The 19933-nt window shown below is 66.7% G+C and carries 20 protein-coding genes; 10 read left to right on the top strand and 10 right to left on the bottom strand.

Annotated elements, in window-relative coordinates:
* Positions 1 to 35: 35 nt before the first annotated feature.
* From TSB10P1A_RS06750 to TSB10P1A_RS06730, 5 genes are all read left to right on the top strand, one after another.
* Positions 36 to 983, top strand: coding sequence for an ABC transporter permease (locus TSB10P1A_RS06750; protein WP_186387151.1), 948 nt, complete (start codon positions 36 to 38; stop codon positions 981 to 983).
* Positions 984 to 994: 11 nt separating this feature from the next.
* Positions 995 to 1864, top strand: coding sequence for an ABC transporter permease (locus TSB10P1A_RS06745; RefSeq protein WP_186387350.1), 870 nt, complete (start codon positions 995 to 997; stop codon positions 1862 to 1864).
* A gap of 49 nt (positions 1865 to 1913) precedes the next feature.
* Positions 1914 to 3701 carry a gamma-glutamyltransferase family protein gene (locus TSB10P1A_RS06740; RefSeq protein ID WP_186387150.1) on the top strand — a complete coding sequence of 596 codons (1788 nt, stop codon included), beginning with the start codon at positions 1914 to 1916 and terminating at the stop codon, positions 3699 to 3701.
* 15 nt (positions 3702 to 3716) lie between these two features.
* Positions 3717 to 4469 (top strand): DUF1028 domain-containing protein, encoded by a 753-nt coding sequence (locus TSB10P1A_RS06735; RefSeq protein WP_186387149.1) that lies wholly within the window; start codon positions 3717 to 3719, stop codon positions 4467 to 4469.
* A gap of 64 nt (positions 4470 to 4533) precedes the next feature.
* Positions 4534 to 5451, top strand: a complete 918-nt coding sequence (locus TSB10P1A_RS06730) for a glycosyltransferase domain-containing protein (RefSeq protein WP_186387148.1) — start codon at positions 4534 to 4536, stop codon at positions 5449 to 5451.
* Between the two features lie 18 nt (positions 5452 to 5469).
* Here the strand turns inward: TSB10P1A_RS06730 and TSB10P1A_RS06725 are convergent, their stop codons facing one another.
* Genes TSB10P1A_RS06725 through TSB10P1A_RS06705 form a run of 5 tightly spaced genes read right to left on the bottom strand, consistent with a single transcriptional unit; the run spans position 5470 to position 10325 of the window.
* Entirely contained in the window at positions 5470 to 6939 is a 1470-nt protein-coding gene (locus TSB10P1A_RS06725; protein WP_186387147.1) for an aldo/keto reductase, read from the bottom strand.
* Positions 6936 to 7937 carry a branched-chain amino acid ABC transporter permease gene (locus TSB10P1A_RS06720; protein ID WP_186387146.1) on the bottom strand — a complete coding sequence of 334 codons (1002 nt, stop codon included), beginning with the start codon at positions 7935 to 7937 and terminating at the stop codon, positions 6936 to 6938. The genes TSB10P1A_RS06725 and TSB10P1A_RS06720 overlap by 4 nt, the downstream gene beginning before the upstream one ends.
* On the bottom strand, positions 7934 to 8845 hold the full coding sequence (locus TSB10P1A_RS06715) for a branched-chain amino acid ABC transporter permease (protein ID WP_186387145.1): 912 nt from the start codon (positions 8843 to 8845) through the stop codon (positions 7934 to 7936). Before TSB10P1A_RS06715 ends, TSB10P1A_RS06720 begins: the two co-directional genes overlap by 4 nt.
* Positions 8842 to 9615, bottom strand: a complete 774-nt coding sequence (locus TSB10P1A_RS06710) for an ABC transporter ATP-binding protein (protein ID WP_186387144.1) — start codon at positions 9613 to 9615, stop codon at positions 8842 to 8844. Before TSB10P1A_RS06710 ends, TSB10P1A_RS06715 begins: the two co-directional genes overlap by 4 nt.
* Positions 9612 to 10325 (bottom strand): ABC transporter ATP-binding protein, encoded by a 714-nt coding sequence (locus tag TSB10P1A_RS06705; RefSeq protein ID WP_186387143.1) that lies wholly within the window; start codon positions 10323 to 10325, stop codon positions 9612 to 9614. Before TSB10P1A_RS06705 ends, TSB10P1A_RS06710 begins: the two co-directional genes overlap by 4 nt.
* 404 nt (positions 10326 to 10729) lie before the next feature.
* Here TSB10P1A_RS06705 and TSB10P1A_RS06700 point away from each other — a divergent pair, with 404 nt between their 5' ends.
* Genes TSB10P1A_RS06700 through TSB10P1A_RS06680 form a run of 5 tightly spaced genes read left to right on the top strand, consistent with a single transcriptional unit; the run spans position 10730 to position 14678 of the window.
* Positions 10730 to 11503: a GntR family transcriptional regulator gene (locus TSB10P1A_RS06700; protein ID WP_244293012.1), complete on the top strand. Its 774-nt coding sequence runs from the start codon at positions 10730 to 10732 to the stop codon at positions 11501 to 11503.
* Positions 11500 to 11880 (top strand): TIGR04076 family protein, encoded by a 381-nt coding sequence (locus TSB10P1A_RS06695; protein WP_186387142.1) that lies wholly within the window; start codon positions 11500 to 11502, stop codon positions 11878 to 11880. The genes TSB10P1A_RS06700 and TSB10P1A_RS06695 overlap by 4 nt, the downstream gene beginning before the upstream one ends.
* Positions 11881 to 11893: 13 nt before the next feature.
* On the top strand, positions 11894 to 12946 hold the full coding sequence (locus tag TSB10P1A_RS06690; RefSeq protein WP_186387348.1) for an aldo/keto reductase: 1053 nt from the start codon (positions 11894 to 11896) through the stop codon (positions 12944 to 12946).
* A complete protein-coding gene (locus TSB10P1A_RS06685; RefSeq protein WP_186387141.1) occupies positions 12943 to 13407 on the top strand; it encodes a DUF4440 domain-containing protein in 465 nt (154 codons plus the stop codon). Before TSB10P1A_RS06690 ends, TSB10P1A_RS06685 begins: the two co-directional genes overlap by 4 nt.
* Positions 13404 to 14678, top strand: coding sequence for an ABC transporter substrate-binding protein (locus TSB10P1A_RS06680; RefSeq protein ID WP_186387140.1), 1275 nt, complete (start codon positions 13404 to 13406; stop codon positions 14676 to 14678). Before TSB10P1A_RS06685 ends, TSB10P1A_RS06680 begins: the two co-directional genes overlap by 4 nt.
* An 84-nt stretch (positions 14679 to 14762) precedes the next feature.
* On the opposite strand, the gene TSB10P1A_RS06675 is transcribed toward TSB10P1A_RS06680, so the two are convergent.
* The 5 genes from TSB10P1A_RS06675 to TSB10P1A_RS06655 form a co-directional block, all read right to left on the bottom strand.
* A complete protein-coding gene (locus TSB10P1A_RS06675; RefSeq protein ID WP_186387139.1) occupies positions 14763 to 15590 on the bottom strand; it encodes a 3-keto-5-aminohexanoate cleavage protein in 828 nt (275 codons plus the stop codon).
* Between the two features lie 132 nt (positions 15591 to 15722).
* Positions 15723 to 17753 (bottom strand): bifunctional diguanylate cyclase/phosphodiesterase, encoded by a 2031-nt coding sequence (locus TSB10P1A_RS06670; protein ID WP_186387138.1) that lies wholly within the window; start codon positions 17751 to 17753, stop codon positions 15723 to 15725.
* Positions 17754 to 17757: 4 nt separating this feature from the next.
* Positions 17758 to 18237: a molybdopterin-dependent oxidoreductase gene (locus tag TSB10P1A_RS06665; protein ID WP_186387137.1), complete on the bottom strand. Its 480-nt coding sequence runs from the start codon at positions 18235 to 18237 to the stop codon at positions 17758 to 17760.
* A gap of 317 nt (positions 18238 to 18554) precedes the next feature.
* Positions 18555 to 19355: a xanthine dehydrogenase family protein subunit M gene (locus tag TSB10P1A_RS06660; RefSeq protein WP_186387136.1), complete on the bottom strand. Its 801-nt coding sequence runs from the start codon at positions 19353 to 19355 to the stop codon at positions 18555 to 18557.
* Between the two features lie 234 nt (positions 19356 to 19589).
* Positions 19590 to 19933, bottom strand: a 344-nt coding sequence (locus TSB10P1A_RS06655) for a molybdopterin cofactor-binding domain-containing protein (RefSeq protein ID WP_186387135.1), incomplete at its 5' end; no start/stop codon positions are given.

The following is a 19933-nucleotide window of genomic DNA, read 5'->3' as shown; positions in this document are numbered from 1 at the left end:
GCCGGGTCCCGCAGCCTTACGGATATGGCCCGTTCATGCTGACCTTCATCGCCAGACGCCTGCTGATCGCGATCCCGACCCTGTTGCTGGTGTCGGTCTTCGTGTTCACGCTGCAAAAGCTGCTTCCGGGCGATCCGGCCCTGGTCCTTGCCGGAGAGGACCGCAATCCGGAGGTGCTTGCCTTCATTCGCGAGAAATACCGGCTGAACGATCCGATCCTCTACCAATATGCCTACTGGCTCGGCGGCCTCGTGCAGGGCGACCTCGGCGTCTCCCTGCGCACCAACCAGCCGGTGCTGCAACTCATCCTCGACAAGCTGCCGGTCACCATCCAGCTCGCGGTGATGGCGATGATCATCGCAATGGCGATCGGCATTCCCGCCGGCATCCTGTCGGCAGTGAAGAAAGGCGGCCCCATCGACTACATCGCCAATTTCGTCGCCCTGTCGGGCCTGTCGATCCCGAATTTCTGGCTTGGCATCATGCTGATCCTGCTGGTGTCCGTGGAACTGGGCTGGCTGCCCGCCTCCGGCTACACCTCGCCGTTCCAGGATCCGGTGCGCTCGTTCCAGACCATGATCATGCCGGCCTTCGTGCTGGGCACGGCTCTCGCCGCCACCTTGATGCGCCACACGCGCTCGGCCATGCTCGGCGTACTCAAGGCCGACTATGTGCGCACCGCCCGCGCCAAGGGGCTGGGCGAGCGGATCGTCATCCTCAAGCACGCCTTCCGCAACGCGCTGCTGCCCATCGTCACCCTCGGCGCGCTGCTGTTCGGCGAGTTGCTGGCCGGCGCGGTGCTGACGGAACAGATCTTCACCATTCCCGGCTTCGGCAAGCTGATCGTCGACGCGGTCTTTACCCGCGATTACGCGGTCGTGCAGGGCGTCGTCCTGTGCACCGCCGCCGGCTTCATCCTGATGAACCTCATCGCCGACGTGCTCTACTTCCTGCTCAACCCGCGCATGAGGGCAACGCTGTGACCGCGCCCGCCCTGCTCACCGGAACCGATGACGGCGACCTGCCCGCACGCGGCAGCAGCCGCGCCTGGAAGAAGCTGAAGCGCAACAGGAGTGCCCTGTTCGGCTTCGTACTGGTCGCCTTCTTCGTCGCCATCGCCGTGCTGGCGCCGATCCTGCCGATCGCCGACCCGGCTGCCACGAGCTGGTCGGCGATCCGCAAGCCGCCGTCCGAGCTCTATTGGCTCGGCAGCGACGAAATCGGCCGCGATCTCCTGTCGCGCATGATCTGGGGCGCCCGCGCCTCGCTCCTCGCAGGCGTCGTCTCGGTACTGCTCGCAGTCGCTGTCGGCGTGCCCTTCGGCCTCCTCTCCGGCTATTTCGGCGGCTGGACCGACCAGATCATCTCGCGCATCACCGACGCGCTGCTGGCGACGCCGTTCCTGATCCTTGCCATCGCGCTTGCCGCCTTTCTCGGGCCCAGCCTGACCAATGCGATGATTGCCATCGGCCTGTCGGCAACGCCGATCTTCATCCGCCTAACCCGAGGTCAGGTGCTGTCGGTCAAGACGGAGGACTATGTGGAGGGCGCGAGGGCCATCGGCCTTTCCGATATTGCGATCATGTGGCGCTACATCCTGCCGAACGTCTTCGCGCCGGTGCTGGTGCAGGCGACGCTGACTGTCGCGACCGCCATCATCGCCGAGGCGAGCCTGTCCTTCCTCGGTCTCGGCCAGCAGCCCCCAGACCCGAGTTGGGGGTCGATGCTGAACGTCGCCAAGAATTTCATGACCCAGGCGCCGTGGATGGCGTGGTGGCCGGGCGCCGCCATCTTCCTCGTCGTCCTCGGCTTCAACCTGCTCGGCGACGGGTTGCGCGACGCGCTCGACCCGCGCGAGAGCTGACCCGAGCTTCGGCCCGGCACCAAAACGGAAAACCCCCAAGGGAGATCGGATGTCCACCTTCACCACCAGACCGGAAATCCGGGGCACGTTCGGCGTCGTCACCTCGACCCATTGGATCGCCACCGCCGTCGGCATGAGCATTCTGGAAAAGGGCGGCAATGCCTTCGACGCGGCGGCCGCAACCGGCTTCGTGCTGCAGGTCGTCGAACCGCATCTCAACGGCCCCGGCGGCGACCTGCCGGTGATCCTGCACGATGCGACAAGCGGCAAGATGGAGGTGATCTGCGCGCAAGGTCCGGCGCCGGCAGGCGCGACCATCGACCACTATCGCCGCGAAGGCCTGTCGCTGATCCCCGGCGACGGGCTGCTGGCGACCGTCATTCCCGGCGCCTTCGACGGCTGGATGCTGATGCTGCGCGACCATGGGCGGCTGCCGCTGCGCGACATCCTGGAGCCGGCGATCCACTATGCGCGCAGCGGTCATCCGATGCTGGCGCGCGTCTCCGCCACCATCGCCGGCCTAGCCGGCTTCTTCGAGAAGGAATGGCCGACCTCGCATACCACCTGGTGTCCGGGCGGCAGGGCGCCGGCGACGGACGAACTGTTCTGCAATCCGGCCCTTGCAGACACCTGGGAGCGGCTGCTGAGGGAAGCGGAGACGAAGAGCGGCCGCGAGGCGCAGATCGAGGCGGCGCGCGATTGCTTCTATGGCGGCTTCATCGCCGAGGAGATCGCCGCGTTCGTCGACAAGACCGAGGCGATGGACGCCAGCGGCACGAGGCACAGGGGTGTATTGACCGCCGACGACCTTGCGGGCTGGCGCGCAACCACGGAAGCGCCGTTCACCTACGACTATCACGAGTGGACCGTTGCCAAGACCGGCCCCTGGGGCCAGGGACCGGTGCTGCTGCAGGCCCTCGCCCTGCTCAAGGGGACAGCCATCGGCGAGGTTGATCCGGTCGGCGCCGACTTCGTGCATCTGGTCGCCGAGGCGATGAAGCTCGCCTATGCCGACCGCGAGGTCTATTACGGAGACCCTGCCTTCACCGACGTGCCGATGGCGCATCTGTTGTCGGACACCTACAATGCCGGCCGGCGGGCGCTGATCGGCGAAACCGCCTCCTTCGACCTGCGCCCCGGCATCGTGCCGGGCTACGAAGCGCAGGTGCAAAAGGCGATACAGGTGATCGAGGGGCTCGGCACCTCGGCGACCGGCGTCTACGAGCCGACCATGGCGCATCTGTCGGAAAAACGCGGCGACACGGTGCATATCGACGTCATCGACCGCTGGGGCAACATGGTGTCCGCCACCCCGTCGGGCGGCTGGCTGCAATCCTCGCCGGTCATCCCGGCACTCGGCTTCTGTCTCAACTCGCGCGCCCAGATGTTCCTGCTGGAGGAAGGGCTGCCGACGTCGCTGGCACCGGGCAAGCGGCCGCGCACCACACTGACCCCGAGCCTTGCCCTGAAGCACGGCGTGCCGACGCTCGCCTTCGGCACGCCCGGCGGCGACCAGCAGGACCAGTGGCAGTTGTCGCTGTTCCTGCGCCTCGCCCATCACGACCTCAACCTGCAGGAGGCGATCGATCAGCCGCTGTTCCACACCACCCACTTTCCGGCGTCCTTCTACCCGCGCCAGCGCCAGCCGGGCCATATCATGGTAGAGGAGAGCTTCGGCCGGCCGGTGCTCGACGCCTTGCGGGCGCGCGGCCATTCGCTGGATGTGGCACCAAGCTGGTCGATCGGCCGGCTGACGGCAGCCCGCCGCGATCCGGACGGGTTGCTGCGCGCGGCCGCAACGCCGCGGCTGATGCAGGCCTATGCGGCCGGACGCTGACGGGAGACTGCCTGAATGACCTACTCGATCGTGGCCCGCGACCCGGCCTCCGGCCAGTTCGGCATTGCCGTCGCCAGCCGCTTCTTCGCGGTCGGGGCCATCGTGCCCTATATGGCCGGCGGCATCGGCGCCATCGCCACCCAGGCCTTCATCTCGCCGCTCTACGGCACCGACGGGCTGAAGATGCTGCAGGCCGGCGCCTCGGCCGAAGAGGTGGTCACGGCGATGACCGGCCGCGATGCCGGTTCCCATTCCCGCCAGCTCCATGTGATGGACGCAAAGGGGCGCAGCGCCGCCTTCACCGGAGAGAGGTGCATCGACTGGGCCGGCCACCTGATCGCCGAAGGCGTCTCGGTGGCCGGCAACATGCTGGCCGGACCGCAGGTTCTCGATGCCACGCTGACGGCCTATCTCGCCCATCCGCAAAAGGCCTTCGCCGATCGGCTGCTCACCGCGATGGAGGCGGGCGAGGCCGCGGGCGGCGACAGGCGCGGCAAGCAGTCGGCGGCGCTGAAGATCGTGCGCGGCGAGGCCTATCCCTGGCTCGACATCCGCGCCGATGACCATCCCGATCCGCTGCCGGAACTGCGCCGCCTGCTGGCGGTGGCAGGCGAGCGCTACCTGCACGTGGCCGAGAGCCTGCCGACCTCCGACAATGTCTCGGGCATGCTCGATCGCAGCTCCGTCGATCTGAAGATCGCCGAACTGGAGGCCGAGCGGATCCGGGAAGGCCGACCTTCCGCTTCCTTCGCCACGCCGCTGTTCTGAAAGCCGTTGCCGGGCAGGGCAGGCCGGAGTAAGCGCTGACAGACAGCGATGGGTGGAGGATGCGATGGACGAGCGGGAACAGCAGGGGGTGACCGGCGAGCCCTTTCCGCGTTTCGTCACGCTCGCCTCGCATGAGGGGCCGGGGCTCGCCCGCTACCGGGCCTCGCTCGCCCGGTTCGGCATCGCGCCGGACGTCGTGTGGACCGGCAAGCCCTATCCCGGCCATCTTGCCGCAATGCAGATGCTGGGCGCGCATCTGGCGCGCCTGCCCGCCGACGAGCTCGTCGTCTATACCGACGCCTTCGACGTGGTGCTGATCCGCGATCCGGCGGAGCTTATTTCGCGCTACCGCGCTTTCGCAAATCCCATCGTCATCTCGACCGAGCCGGGCTTCACCTGGAAGCTGCCCGGACGGCTTAGCGCCTCCCGCGCCTACCCGCCGGCCGGCGGCAGGAGCGGCATGTATCGCTACCTGAATTCAGGCGGGTATATCGGAACGGCCGGCGCGCTCGCCGCCATGCTCGGCGAACTCGACTATGCCAGCGCCGTCGACTGCGACCAGTCGCTGATCAACAAGTGGTTCATGGAAAACCCCGGTCGCGCCGCCCTCGACTACGATCAGGAGATCTTCGCCAGTTCCGCCTGCCAGTCGGGGCTGGAGCGCAAGCTGTACCGCTTCGATGGAACGCACCTGACCAACACGCGCACGGGCGGCAAGCCGTTCTTCTTCCACTTCCCAGCCGAGAACCGGCTGTGCACGAAGCATGTGCTCGACATGCTCCCCTTCGATCTGCCTCGCCTGCCCGTTCGCCCGCGCGACCGGCGCAAATACATCCTCAACGTGATCGAGAGCCGGCCGACCTTCTGGCTCGACCGGCCGGCCTATCCGCTGGAGGATGTCGTCGGCCTCATCACCTTCCGCCTGCTGCCGGCAGCAGCCCTTACCGGCCTCGGCTATCTCGCCTGGCGCGCCATCGGCTGAGCACCGGCATCCGCGCCTTTACTGCGGGTCCAGCGCCGCCTCGACCTCGATTTCCACCTCGTAGCCACCGATCAGGCTGCCGACGGCGAGCATGGTATTGGCAGGGCGAATCTCTCCGAAGACCCGGCCATGCGCCCTAGAGGGCCCTTCCCAGGCACCGACATCCTGCAGATAGACCCGCGTGCGCACCACATCCTCCATCGAACCACCGAAGGCGGTGAGCGCGGCAGCGATCTTGTCGAGGATATAGGTGGTCTGGGCCTCGGCATCGCCCGGCGCGACACAATGGTCGGCGCCGTGAGTGGCGGTCGTGCCGGAGACGAGAACGCGGTCGCCGATGCGCATCGCCCGGCTGAATCCGGCCAGCGGCTCCCAGATGCTGCCCGACGACAGCCGCCAGCGGTTGGGACGGCCCGGCACTGGTTCCGGCGTATAGACGCTGGGGATCTGGTCAAGATGGTGGCTGAGGTCGCCCGAAGCGGTGAGGAACGGCGGGCGGCGATACTCGTCGCCGCAATCGCCGGGGATCGGCTTCATCGCGCCGAAGGCGTCTTCCAGCAGGGCGCGATCCTCGTCGTCGAGCGCAAAGCCGAAGAGACGGAGATTGTCGACCCGGTGTTCGCTCTCGCCCACCCGCGCGCCGATGATCACGCCGGCAACGGAGGGCGTTTCCAGCACCCAGCGCGTCGCGACGTTGGAGAGGGAAACGCCGTGCTTGCGGGCGATGCGGTAAAGCGCCGAAAGCAGTCCCTGGAAAGCCTGCCAGCCGCCGGCCGTGTCGATGAAGCGCTTGTACTTCATGCGGCTCCAGTCGGCGATTTCGGTCGGCTCCGGCTTGCCGAGCCAGCGCTCGGAGAGGAACCCGCCGCACAGCGTGCCATAGGCGAGAAGCCGTACACCCCGCTCCTGGCACAGGGCGGTCAGGGCTCCGGCGGCGCGCCGGTCGACCACCGAAAAGGACACCTGGTTGGACACGATTGGAAGGTTCTCGGCGATCGCGACGCGAAGGTGCGCGGCGTCGAAATTGGTGACTCCGATCTCGCGGATGAGCCCTTCCTCGCGCAACCTCGCAAGATGCTTGAGGGCATCGAGCCAGCCGGGATGCTCGAAGGTCCACCAGTGGAACTGCAGCAGGTCGACACACGCTACGCCAAGCCGGTCGAGCCGCTCCTGAACGCCAGCCCGCACCGCGTCCTCGCTCATCGGCCCCGGCTCGGGACACCACTTGGTGAAGGCGAGCGGACGCCCCTCCCCTTCGCCATGGCGCGCCAGCAACCGGCCGGCAACGAGTTCCGCATTGCCGTAGTGGTCCGCCATGTCGAACGTGGTGAAGCCGGCGGCCGCGTATTCGGCAAGATGACCGGCTGCCGCTTCCAGATCGACAGGCGTGCCGTCCTTCTCGATGTCGGCGATCTGCCAGAGGCCGGTCAGAATGCGGCTGATCTCCAGGTCGGGGCCGAGTTTGGTGGTTTCGGGGCGGCTGGTCATGTGCGCTCGGATCCTGTCGTGGCGGCGGGTGTGCCGCGCCATCTGTGAAGGAAGGGCAGGCGGCGGCGCGCACTGCCCGGTTCGGGAAGCAGCCCTTGCGGGCGGAACAGAAGGATGGCGCACAAGGCGACACCGATGATGACGGTCTGCAGCGAGGCAGCACGGGCCTGCTCGCCGGCGGGAGCCAAGGCTTCGACCACCGCCGAAGAAGCTGCCCAGAGCGCCCAGACCAGCAGCGCCCCGAGGATGGCGCCGCGATTGTTGCCGGAGCCCCCGACGATCAGCATCGCCCAGACCTGGAAGGTCAGCATCGGCAGGTAGTTTTCCGGCGCGATGAAGCCGATGAAATGCGCCTGCGCGGCGCCGCCGAGACCCATGATCGCCCCGCCGAGTGCGAACGCCTCGATCCGGAAGCGGCGCGGGCTCTTGCCGAGCGCCTCGGCCGCCACCTCATCCTCTCGAATTGCCCTCAGCACCCGCCCCCACGGACTTCTCGCCAGATGCTGGAGCATCAGGTAGAGGCCGAACACTACGGCGACGAGCAGCGCCAGATTGGCAAGCGAAAAGGCGAGCGACTGGCCGGCCAACTCGCCAAAGGGGCGCGGGATCAGGCTGATGCCGAACGGTCCGCCCGTGACGCCTTCGAGATTGAGGACGGCAAGCTGGATGGTCACGGCGATGCCGAAGGTCGAGATGGCAAGGTAGTCGGCGCGCAGACGGATGGTCATCCAGCCGATCAGCGCCGACAGCACCCCGGAGGCGACGAAGGCGCCGAGCCAGCCGATCACGATCGGCAGTTCGAACCCGCCGAGCCGCCCCTCCACCGGCGGCGAGGTCAGCAGCGCCGAGGCATAGGCCCCGACGGCGACGAAGCCGGCGACGCCGACATTGAACAGGCCCGTCTGGCCCCACTGCACATTGAGACCCAGCACGATCACCGCATAGGTCAGTGCAACCGTGAGGAAGAAGGCGCAATAGGCAAGGAGTTCCAGGCTCATGTCGCCCTCCCGAACAAACCGGTGGGGCGCAGCACCAGAACGACCGTGATCACGGCGAAGGCAACCGCCGCCCGCCATTCGGCGCCTATTGTCTGAACGGCCAGCGCCTCGCACAGACCGACGATCAGCCCGCCGAGCATGGCACCCGGCACCGAGCCGATGCCACCGAGGATGACGGCGGCGAACAGCGGCAGCAGCAGGTCGAAGCCCATATAGGGGCGGATCTGCACCAGCAGACCCGACATTGTGCCGGCGGTGCAGGCGAGCGCACCGCCGATGATCCACACCGCCCGCACGATCTTCGCCGTATCGATGCCGACGACGCCAGCCAGCGCCGGGTTCTCGCTGACCGCACGCATGGCGCGGCCGAGATCCGTGCGGGTGAGCAGCAGGTGAACGGCGATCACCGCCACGAAGGCGAGGCCGATCAGCAAGAGCTGGTCGGGCGTGGCGCGGATGCCGCCGGGCAGCGGCATCGCGATCTGCAACTCGCGGGAATAATAGGCAGGCTTCGAGGTGTAGAGGAATTCCAGCAGGCTGCGCAGCGCCATCGACGCACCGAAGCTGGCCATCACCACGATGATCGCCGTCGCCCCGCGCCGGCGCAGTCTCGCAAACAGCAGGCGGTCGACGAGAAGCGCCAGCAGCGCGGTGCACGCCATCGCCAGCAGGACGGCGAGAATCAGCGCCGCCGACACGCTGAACGGATCGAGCGGGGCAAGGCTAGCGCCCGATACCGCACCGATGGCAAGCGACAGGCTCAGCGAGAGATAGGCGCCCCAACTGACCAGCTCTCCATGGGCGAAATTGGCAAAGCGCAGGATCGAGTAGGTCAGCGTCAGGCCAACCGCTCCAAGGCCGATCATCGCTCCGGCAAGCAGGCCCTCAAGCAGGATCTGGCCGCTCATCGCGCACCCTCCACGGCGGTGGCGGCGCCGTCTGCATGGGCGCCAAGGAACAGGCGGCCGATATCCGGATCGGCAGCAAGGTCCGCCGCCGGAGCATCGTGGCGCAGCAGGCCGTCGACCAGGATCACGGCACGCGAGGCAATCGCCAGGGCCGCCCGCACATTCTGCTCCACCAGGAGGATCGGCACGCCGCTGCGATTGATCTCGATGAGCCGCTGGAACATTTCCGACACCGCTTTCGGCGAGAGCCCCGCCGAGGGCTCATCGAGGATCAGTACCTTCGGCTCGACCAGCAACGCGCGGGCGGTGGCCAGCATCTGGCGCTGACCACCCGACAGACCACCGGCGATGGCGCCCGGCCGGCTTGCAAGATCCGGATAGGCCGCAAGCATGGCATCGATCCGCGGCTTGCGCTCCGCCTTGGGCAGGACCGCGGCGGCGACTTGCAGGTTTTCGCGGATCGTGAGCGTGGCGAAGATGTTCTCCGTCTGCGGCACGAAGGCCAATCCCTTGCGCACCAGCGCATGGCGCGGCTCGTCCGTGATCTCCTCGCCGGAGAGATGCAAGGTGCCGCCATGCAGTGGCACCAGTCCGGCAATCGCCTTGACGAAGGTCGACTTGCCCGCGCCGTTCGGCCCAAGCACCGTGACGAACTCGCCGGGCGCCAGAGTGAAGTCGACCCCCTTGACGATGGGCAGATCCGGCTCGTAGCCGGCAACGAGGCCACGGGTCGCAAGTGGAGACGCGGGCGAGGCTGGCATGGCCGTCATGTCGAGCCCTCCGGCAGAACCTCGCCGAGATAGGCTTCCGTCACCTCGCGATTGGCCATGATCTGCGCCGGTGTTCCGGCCGCCAGTTCCCGCCCCGAGGCCATCACGACGATCCGCCCGCACAGGCGGGCGATCATGTCCATGTTGTGCTCGATCAGGAGGATGCTGACACCCATTCGGTTGATCTCGACAATCCGGTCGATAATGACATCGAGCAGCGCCGGATTGACGCCGGCGGCCGGCTCGTCGAGCAGGATCACCGCCGGTTCGGCCATCATCACACGGGCAAGCTCCAGCAGCTTGCGCTGGCCGCCGGACAGGACGCGCGCCGGCTGGTCGACGAGATGGCCGAGGGTCACGAAGTCGATCAGCGCCTTCGCCCGCTCGCGTGCCGCACGCTCCTCAGCCCGCACCCTGCCGGGCTGCAGGAAGTTGCGCAAGATGCTCTCGCCGGTCTGGTTCTGCGCCGCCGCCATGACATTGTCGAGGATGCTCATGCCGGCGAAGGGGCGCGGGATCTGGAAGGTGCGCCCCAGGCCCATCGACAGGCGTCGCGCCGCCGGCTGACGCTCGATCCGCTCGCCCTTGAGACGGATCTCGCCGGCATCCGGCTTGAGGCTTCCGGCGATCAGGCTGAAGAACGTGGTCTTGCCGGCACCGTTCGGCCCGATCAGCCCGACGATCTCGCCCGCATGCAGGTCCAGAGACATGCCGTCCACCGCTCGGTTGCCGCCGAAGCGCCGGGAAACGCCTGTCGCCGACAGGACCGGGAACGGTCCACTGTTCGCCGCACGCGCCGTCCCCTCCCCGTTGCTGCCGACTGACTGCAAGGATCCGCTCCTTATCCCGGCGCCCGGCGGCGGGGTCTTTTCGCCTCTGTCTGTCGTTCACCCCGTGAGCATCCGACAGTCGCCAAAGGACCGCCTCGCGATCCGTGATGTTTGATCAAACATATCTTGATCACAGATCGCGTTTGATTGTAAAGATGGTCCAGACAGGTTTTGGCAGGCGCCGACGGTGCCGCGACGACCGCCTTGCCGGGCGATTCCGTCGGCATGGCGGCTCTCGCACAGCGCAAGATCTGCCCCGAAGACGGAAAACCAGGGAGGAGGCCGTGGCTGCAAGGACGGCGAGCGGACTGCTGCGCGTGGCGGGCGCCATGCCGGGAACCGATGCCGGCGAGAGCGACGACGCGCTCGCCCCGCTCAATCCGGTCGGCCGCCGCACGGTGCAGGACAGCGTCTATGACGAGTTGCGCCGATCCCTGATCCAGGGCCTGTTCGATCCCGGCGAGGTCCTGCGGATCGTCGACGTTTCCAACCGCCTCGGCACCAGCACCATGCCCGTGCGCGAGGCGCTGGCCCGACTGATCTCGGAACAGGCGCTGGAGGCGATGCCCAACCGCTCCGTTCGCGTTCCCCTGATCTCCCGCGACAGGCTGGAGGATCTGGCCCGCGCCCGGGCGCTCATTGAAAGCGAGGTGATCGCCCTCGCCATGCCCAATGTCACCGACGCCCTGGTCGAGGACCTCGCGCGCCTGACCGACGCCTGCGACGCCGTTCTGGCGACCAGGGGACGCGAGATCTCGGGCGAAGCGGCAGACCTCAATCACGCCTTCCACTTCACTCTGTATCGGGCGGCCGGTTCGCAGGTGATGATCCCGATCATCGAAAGCCTGTGGCTGCAGTCGGGCCCGTATCTGCGCGCCCCCGCCCGCCTGTTCGATGCCGCCGTCGACCGCTCCGCCACCCATTTCCACCGCGAGATCATCGAGGCGGTCACGCGCCGCGATACGCCGGCGGCGCAGGCCGCGCTCAGGGCCGATATCGGCCGTGCCTTCGACATCCTGCGCAAGCACCTGACCGAAACCGGCGAGGAAGCCCAATGAGCAACGAAGCAGGCGACGACAGCTTCGAGCTCTACGATCTGCGGGTCGAAGCAGTGATGCCGGAGGGCGGCGGCAAGGTCTATTGCGGCGCAAAGCCGGGCGACCATTTCGAGCTGCGCGGCGAGATGCTCTACCTGCCACCGGGCCAGGGCTTCTCGATCTATTCCATCGCCGCCGTGCTGCCGCTGCTGGCAGCCAAGCAGCGCCCGAGCCATCCCAACGACTGGATGACCAGCGACGCGGATGTCGCCTGCCCCGACCCCAACTGCGCCAGCCGGCTGCGCATCACTCGGCTCGGCCGGCGCCGTTTCTCCCACGCGGCGACGACCGCCGTCCCCCTTCCAAACGACGCTGACGGCAGCGCAACCGGCGGGTGACCCCGTGACCTTGATGGAACGCCATGTCCTGAAGGACGATCACGTCATCTCCCGTGTCATCCGTGGCGGCTGGCAGCTCGCCGGCGGCCACGGCACCGTCGACCGTAACACGGCGATCGACGACATGATCGCCTTCGCCGATGCCGGCATCACCACCTTCGACTGCGCCGACATCTACACCGGCGTGGAAGAGCTGATCGGCGCCTTCCGCACGCGCTACCGCGATATGCGCGGAGAGGAAGCCCTATCCCGCATCTGCATTCACACCAAGCTGGTGCCGGACCTCGATCGACTGATCGGCATCGACCGCGCGCATGTCGAGGAACTGATCGATCGTTCGCTGACGCGGCTGCGCTGCGAGCGGCTGGACCTCGTCCAGTTCCACTGGTGGGACTACAACGCCCCCGGCTGGCTGGACGTCGCCCTGTGGCTCAAGGAGCTTCGCCAGACCGGCAAGATCCGCAATATCGGCGTCACCAATTTCGACAGCGACCATGTCGCCGCCATGCTGGCCGCGGGCGTACCTCTGGTCTCGGCGCAGGTGCAGTATTCCCTGCTCGACACGCGCCCTGCCAAGCGGCTTGCCGGCATCGCCCGCGACAACAGCATGTCCTTTCTGTGCTACGGCACCGTCGCCGGCGGCTTCCTGAGCGAGAACTGGCTTGGCCGGGCGGAGCCGGCGGCGGAGCTCGAGAACCGCTCGCTGGTCAAATACAAGCTGATCATCGAGGACTTCGGCGGCTGGGATCTGTTCCAGGCGCTGCTTGCCGCCCTCAAGCAGGTCGCCGACAAGCACGGCACCGACATCGCCAGCGTTGCCAGCCGCTGCGTGCTCGACCGCGATCAGGTCGGTGCGGTCATCGTCGGTGCGCGCAACCGGGCACACCTTCCCTCGAATCTCGGCCTTTGCGAGATCGCCCTGGATGCCGACGACCGAACAAGGATCGCCGCGGTGCTCGCCTCCGCCCGCGAGCTGGACGGCGATGTCTACACGCTGGAGCGCGACCGCCACGGCCGCCACGGCCGCATCATGAAATACAACCTCAACGACGAGAAGGCCGCATGATGGGAGCGGGCAACATCGGCGCTGCCGCCGCGCGCGAGATCATCGCCCGGCACGCGTTCTTCGTCGACTGGTTCGCCGGCCGGCTCGAAGACAGCGCCTTTGCCGCCGCGCTTGCTGCCTTCGAACCGGACTTTCATCGCATCGGCCCGGACGGCGCCCTGCAGGACCGCGAAGGCCTGGCATCGATGCTGTCCGCGGCAAGGGGGCGGTTTGCTGAGGGTTTCGCAATCGCCATCGAGGATATCGCGGTGCTGCGCGAGACCGGCGACGACGCCCTCGTGATCTATGTGGAACGGCAGGAGCTCGGCGGAAGGACCACCTTCCGCCGGGCCGGCGCGCTGTTCTCCAGGAATGCCGGCGCTCCCCTGGGGGTGGCGTGGCGCTTCGTCCAGGAAACCTGGATCAAGGACCGCACGGACGGACAACCGGCGGCAGAACAACGAGAAGGGGAACAGCAATGAGCAAGTTGAAATGGACTTCCGCGCTTGCCGGCGGCGTCCTCGCCGCGCTGGCGGCAGGTCCGGCGGCACAGGCCTGCGAGGTCACCATCGGCCTCGTCCTCGAACTCACCGGCCCCGCCGGCCAGTACGGCCAGGCCGGCGCCAAGTCGGTCGAGATGGCCTTCCGCGACCTCAACGAGGCCGGCGGCGTTCTCGACGGCTGCAAGCTGGTCACCGACACCCGCGACAGCCAGAGCCAGGGCAATGTCGCCGTGGATCAGGCGACGCAACTCGTCAACATCAAGAAGGTGCCGGTCATCATCGGCGGCATCATCTCCTCGGTGTCGATCCCGATCCTGACCTCGGTCACCGCACCCGCCGGCGTCGTCCAGGTCTCGCCCGCCTCCTCCTCGCCGACGCTGACCCAGCTCGCCCGCGACGGCAAGAGCGGCGGCTACTTCTTCCGCACGATCACCTCCGATGCTCTCCAGGGCACCGCGGCGGCGAAATACGCCATCGACCAGGGGCTGAAGAAGCTCGCGATCATTCATGTGAACAACGACTTCGGCGTCAACATGGTGCGGGAGTTCTCCTCCGCCTTCGAAAAGCTCGGCGGCACCATCACCTCCGTCACGCCCTATAACGAGAAACAGGCGAGCTACTCGGCGGAAGCGTCGGCCGCCATGGCGAGCGAGCCGGACGCGCTCTATCTCGTCAGCTACCCGGTCGACGGGGCCACCATCGCCCGTGCCTGGATCTCGCAGGGCGGACCGCAGACCTTCCTGCTGAACGACGGCATGAACTCCACCGACTTCATCGAAAGTGTCGGTGCGAAGTTCCTGGAAAACGCCTTCGGCACCTCCTCGGGCACCACGCCGACCAAGTCGACGGAGTATTTCTACAGCGCCTACAAGGACGTCTCCGGCGGCATCGAACCGAGCGCTCCCGCCGCCGACCGCTCCTACGATGCCGGCGCCATCGTCGGCCTCGCGATCGCCAAGGCAGGCACCGCCGAAGCCGCCGCGATCAAGGCCGCGATCCCGCAGGTGGTCGCCGCCGATGGCGAGCCGATCTTCGCGGGCAAGGACGAGTTCGCCAAGGCGCTCGAACTGATCAAGGCCGGCAAGCCGATCAAGTATGAAGGCGTCATCGGACCGGTCGGCTTCGACGAATACGGCGACATCACGGGCCCCTTCCGCCTTTGGCGGATCTCGTCCGGCGAGGTCACGACCGTCGGCCAGATGTCGGCCGAAGACGTGATGGCCCTCAAGGACGAGCTGGTCGGCAAGTAGGCCCGTCCGGTCGCACCTCAAGACGTCGAAGGGCCCGCGCCATGCCGGTGCGGGCCCCATGCCGTTTATCGCTCCGACCCTGTTTCAGGCAGCAAGCCCGAGGATCGCCCGCGCTTCGGCAACGCTCGCCGGGTAGCGGCCATAGTCCGGGCACAAGTCGACGACGCGCTGCACCAGGGCGGCGTTGGACGGCGCCAGCCGCTCCTTGTCGAGGCGTACATTGTCCTCAAGGCCGGTGCGGCAGTGGCCGCCAAGTTCAAGGCTCCAGCGGTTGAGTTCGATCTGGTTGCGGCCGATGCCCGCTCCCGTCCATGTCGCGTCCGGCATCAACCGCCTCAAGGTCTCGACATAGAACTCGAAGACCCTGCGGTCGGCCGGCATGGCATTCTTCACACCCATCACGAACTGGACGTGCAGCGGCGCCTTCAGGCGGCCGTCCTTGACCATCGCAGCCGCCTGGAAGACATGCGACAGATCGAAGGCCTCGATCTCCGGCTTGACGTTGCAGGCGAGCATTTCGGCCGCCAGCCAATCCACGAGGTCCGGTGGGTTCTCGTAGACGCGCGTCGGGAAATTGTTGGAACCGACCGACAGCGACGCCATGTCGGGGGAAAGCGGCAGCATTCCGCCGCGCGCCTTGCCAGCCCCCGAACGGCCGCCGGTCGACAACTGGATGATCATGCCGGGGCAGTGCTTTTTCAGCCCCTCGACCAGCCGGGCGAAACGCTCCGGATCGGAGGTCGGGGTACCGTCCTCCTCGCGCACGTGACAGTGAGCGATCGTGGCTCCCGCCTCAAACGCCTCCTGCGTGCTTTCGACCTGCTCGGCGATGCTGATCGGCACCGCCGGGTTGTCGGATTTCTGCGGCACGGAACCGGTGATTGCCACACAGATGATGCAAGGGTCGGACATGGGAGCACAGACCTCCTGTGGAACATGATCGGCCCGCGGCAAGCCGCAGCCTGACACACCCTCCCGGGCCGACGTTTCACGAAGGCCGGAAATCTGGCTAGCAGCTTCCCCGAAAAACGGCAAACGGCAAAGTCAGACCAACCCCCGAGCGGCCGCAAGCGCGTCGCTCGAAACGGTCGGATCGGCGGCTCCCGACCTCACTGCGCTTCGAGCGAGCAGGGCCGGCAGGTCGGAGACCGGAACCGGAGCGCCGAACAGGAAGCCCTGCGCAACACGGCAGCCCGCACCGGTCAGCAGGGCCACCTGTTGCTGGGTCTCGACGCCCTCGACGGTCACCCCGATTTCGAGCCGCGCGGCCAGTTCGAGAATAGAGGTCACGATCGACAGGCTGTGCCGGTCGCTTTCCAGCGAGCGGACGAAGCTCCGATCGATCTTCAGTTCGTCCCACTGGAAGCTGCGCAGATAGGACAGGGCCGAATAGCCGGTGCCGAAATCGTCGAGCGAGATCGAGACCCCGAGTGCCTTCAGCTTCTTCAGCGTCGAAATCGCCCGGCGCGTGTCCTTCATCACGACGCTTTCGGTCACTTCCAGCTTGAGCCGCGATGCCGGCATGCCGAAACGCAGCAGCACGTCGGCGACGGTTTCGGCCAGGTCCTCACGCGCGAGTTGGGCGACCGACAGGTTCACCGCTACCGGCAGATCGTCAGACAGGGAGAGCGTGTCGCGACAGGCCTGCTCAAGGATCCGCTCGCCGATCTCGACGATCCGACCGGAAGCCTCCGCAATAGGAATGAACTCGCTCGGCGGTATCCATCCAAGAACCGGATGCCGCCAGCGGGCCAGCGCCTCCAACCCGACGATGCGCCCCGTCAGCATGTCGACCTGGGGCTGGTAGTGGGTCGCGATATCGCCATCTTCCAGCGCCTGGGTGATGCCCTCCTCGATCTGGCGATGGCGCGTCGCGTCGGCACGCATCGACACGTCATAGAGTTGCACACGGCCTTTGCCGGTCGCCTTGGCGTGGCTCAGCGCGAGATCTGCGTTCTGCAGCATGGCAGCACCACCTTCGCCGTCCTGCGACAGGGCAACGCCGATGGTGGCGTTGACGACGACATTGCCGCCCCCGAGCGCGTGGGCTTCATGCAACCCGTCGATGAGTTGCTTGGCTCGGATCGCCGCCTCCTGCTCACCGCCCGAAACACGCGTGAGCACCGTGAACTCGTCTCCGCCGAGACGCGAAACCACATCGCGCGGATGCCAGTCGGCAACGATGCGGCGCAGTCTGTCCGCCACCGAACGAAGCAGGTCGTCGCCCGAAGCATGGCCGAGAATGTCATTGACCGCCTTGAACCCGTCGAGATCGAGAGCGAGCACGGCAAGGCGCCCCTCTCCCCGACCCTCGGCGGAGGAGAGCGCCTGTTCCAGCGCATCGTGAAAGGCAATGCGGTTGGGCAGGCCCGTGAGCGGGTCGTGCCGGGCGGCGAATTCGAATTCCCGCGCCGCTTCTTCGGCCACCGCCCGGGCCCGACGCAGGGAGCGGGCCTGAAGGGACATGAACAGCAGCAGCAAGGCGCCGATGCCCACCAGCACTTCCACCAGGATATTCTGGAGCCGCTGCCGCTCCACCAGGGTGCCCCGGATCTCGGCGGCCTCGACCAGATTTTCCGTCAGGGCCTCACCGCCGATCCGGTCAACGATGCCAACGACTTTCTCCAGCACCTGGTCGATGCGCCGCAGGGCGGCTTGATCTGGCAGAGCGAGATAATCGCTTTCGATCGCGGCGACATCACGCCTCAGGTCTTCCATCATCTCCCTGCGCTGCGGCGAACGGGAGACGAATGCGCCAAAGGACCCCGACGACCATGTCTCGATACGGCTGGCCAGAATATTGTAGAACAGCCACGCTTCCTCGGCGTCCGCCAGATCCCCGGTCGCCGCATAGCGGGAGAGCCGTTGCCGGGCGGTGATCGCATCGACGCGCCCGTTCATGCCCGACATGGCGATGTCGTAGCGCATCGACCTGTCCACCGCCCCTCCGGTCGTCAGCACCGCTTCGGCGTGCAGCAGCACCGCGACGACCAGCACCACCAGAACCGTTATCGCCAGATGGCGAAACCGCTCGCCAATGGCAGTCGCACGCTTGAGGAGTTGCGACGGGCTCATCGGCTCACTTCAGCTTGATGCGACGCAACTGCCAGATCGATCGGGAGTAGAAGAGTTCGTTGCGCAACTCCGGAAAGCGGTCGAAGGGGTAGATGACGAAAAGCGGCCCCTTGTCGCGAACGCCGAGATACGCTCCATCGGCCTTGAAAGCGAGAAGCACCCCATAGGCGGCAAGATCGGAGACCGGAATCTCGGCGTAGAAATTGTTGAGGGCAACCCCTTCGATCATCGTCCCCTTGGATCCGACTCGCTGCAGCAGGTCGGACAGCAGGACGCCCTCGAATGTAACGACCTTGTCATGCCAGGGGGTCGATGTGGTTACAGCCGTTACGCCAATGGCCTCCAACTCGGCAATCGTGAAGTCACGCGGACCATTCCCCTCGATGCTGCCTTCCACCGTCAACACGACAGGACTGGCGGCATGGGCCGCTGCAAGCAGCCAGACGCCTGCAGCAATTGACAATAACAACCGCAAAAATGACATGACTCTCTCCGCATCTTGCCTGTTCTTCGATCCATGGCCGCTAGAATGCGCGTTTACACGAATTCAGGCTACGGTTCATCGGATCATATATTACGGGATAGAGGCAAAATTTGGATTAATTACTTTACAAGAAACACTGCATATTAACCATTCATTAACCATTACACGTCGAAGCGGCAGAAATTTCACCATGAAGGCACCCGCTTCAGGAGGCTTCTGCGGAAGAGCGCGCCTCCCGCAAGCACGAGCACCCCGCCGTTTTTTTTCCGGCGGGGTGTTTTGTTTGGGATGTGGGTCTGTTTGAGGGTTTCGGGGTTTCAGGTTTTGAGTTTTGCGACGGCGCGCTTGGCCATGACGGTGATGAGGTTTGCGCGGTAGTCGGCGGAGCCGTGGATGTCGGAGATGAGATCGTCGGCATCGGTCGCGACGGAGGCTGCGGCGTCGGGCGTGAAGCTCTGCGACAGCGCCTGTTCCAGCCCCGCGTGGCGGAAGACGCCGTTCGACCCGGCACCCGTCACCGCCACCCGCACGCCGCCATCGCTGCGCGCCACGAAGACGCCGGCCATCGCATAGCGCGAGGCCGGGTTCGGATATTTGGCATAGGCGCAGGCCGCGCAGGCGGGGATCTCGACGCCCGTCACGATCTCCCCCTCCTCCAGCGCCGTCTCGAACAGGCCGGTGAAGAACTCTTCCGCCTCGATCCGCCGCCGGTCGGTGACGATCGTCGCCCCCAAGGCCAGCATCGCCGCCGGATAGTCCGCCGCCGGGTCGTTGTTGGCGATCGACCCGCCGATCGTGCCGCGATGGCGCACATGCGGATCGCCGATATGGCCGGCAAGCTCCGCAAGACCCGGCACCAGGCGCCGCACGCTCAGTGAGCCGGCAACCTCCGCATGGGTCGTCGCCGCCCCGATCCGCAGGCCCTCACCCGTTTCAGTGATCCCCTTCAGGTCGGCGACATGGGTCACGTCGACAAGGTCGGACGGCGCCGCCAGCCGCTGCTTCATCGTCGGCAGCAGGGTCATGCCGCCCGACAGGATCTTGCCGTCCTCGCAAGCGGCGATCTTCGCCGCCGCATCGGCGACGCTCGTCGCCCGGTGATAGGTCGTCTCGTACATCCCGCTCCTCCCTCGCCCGGCAGTCCGACCGGGCCTCTTGCTCGTCTGGTCAGGCGCCCCCGCGGCCAAGCCGTGCGGGAGCGCCATCCTCAATCAAGATCCTGCGCGGATCGCTCCGCTGCCCTCTTCGGCTGCCCTCTTCGGCAGCCTGTGCCGGTGCAGCGCAGATCACTCCGCTGCTTCTTCCCTGCGCAGCGCAGATCACTCCGCTGCGTCTTGCCTGCGCAGCGCAGATCACTCCGCTGCTTCTGCCGGCCGGGCCGCCTTCAGTGCCGCCCACACCGCCTGCGGCGTCGCCGGCATCTCCAGCGCGTTGGTTCCGATCGCGTCGGTGATCGCGTTGATCACCGCCGGCGGCGAGCCGATCGCCCCGGCCTCGCCGCAGCCCTTCATCCCCAGCGGGTTGCCCGGGCACGCCGTCACCGTCGTCATCAGCCGGTAGGACGGCACGTCGTCCGCCCGCGGCATCGTGTAGTCCATGTAGGACGCCGACAGGAGCTGGCCGTCCGCGTCATAGGACGCGTTCTCCAGCAGCGCCTGGCCGATGCCCTGCGTCAATCCGCCATGCACCTGGCCTT

Source organism: Stappia sp. TSB10P1A, assembly GCF_900185725.1.
Taxonomy (GTDB): domain Bacteria; phylum Pseudomonadota; class Alphaproteobacteria; order Rhizobiales; family Stappiaceae; genus Stappia.
Note: the sequence above shows the minus strand (reverse complement) of the source record. Positions and strands in the feature narration are given on the sequence as shown.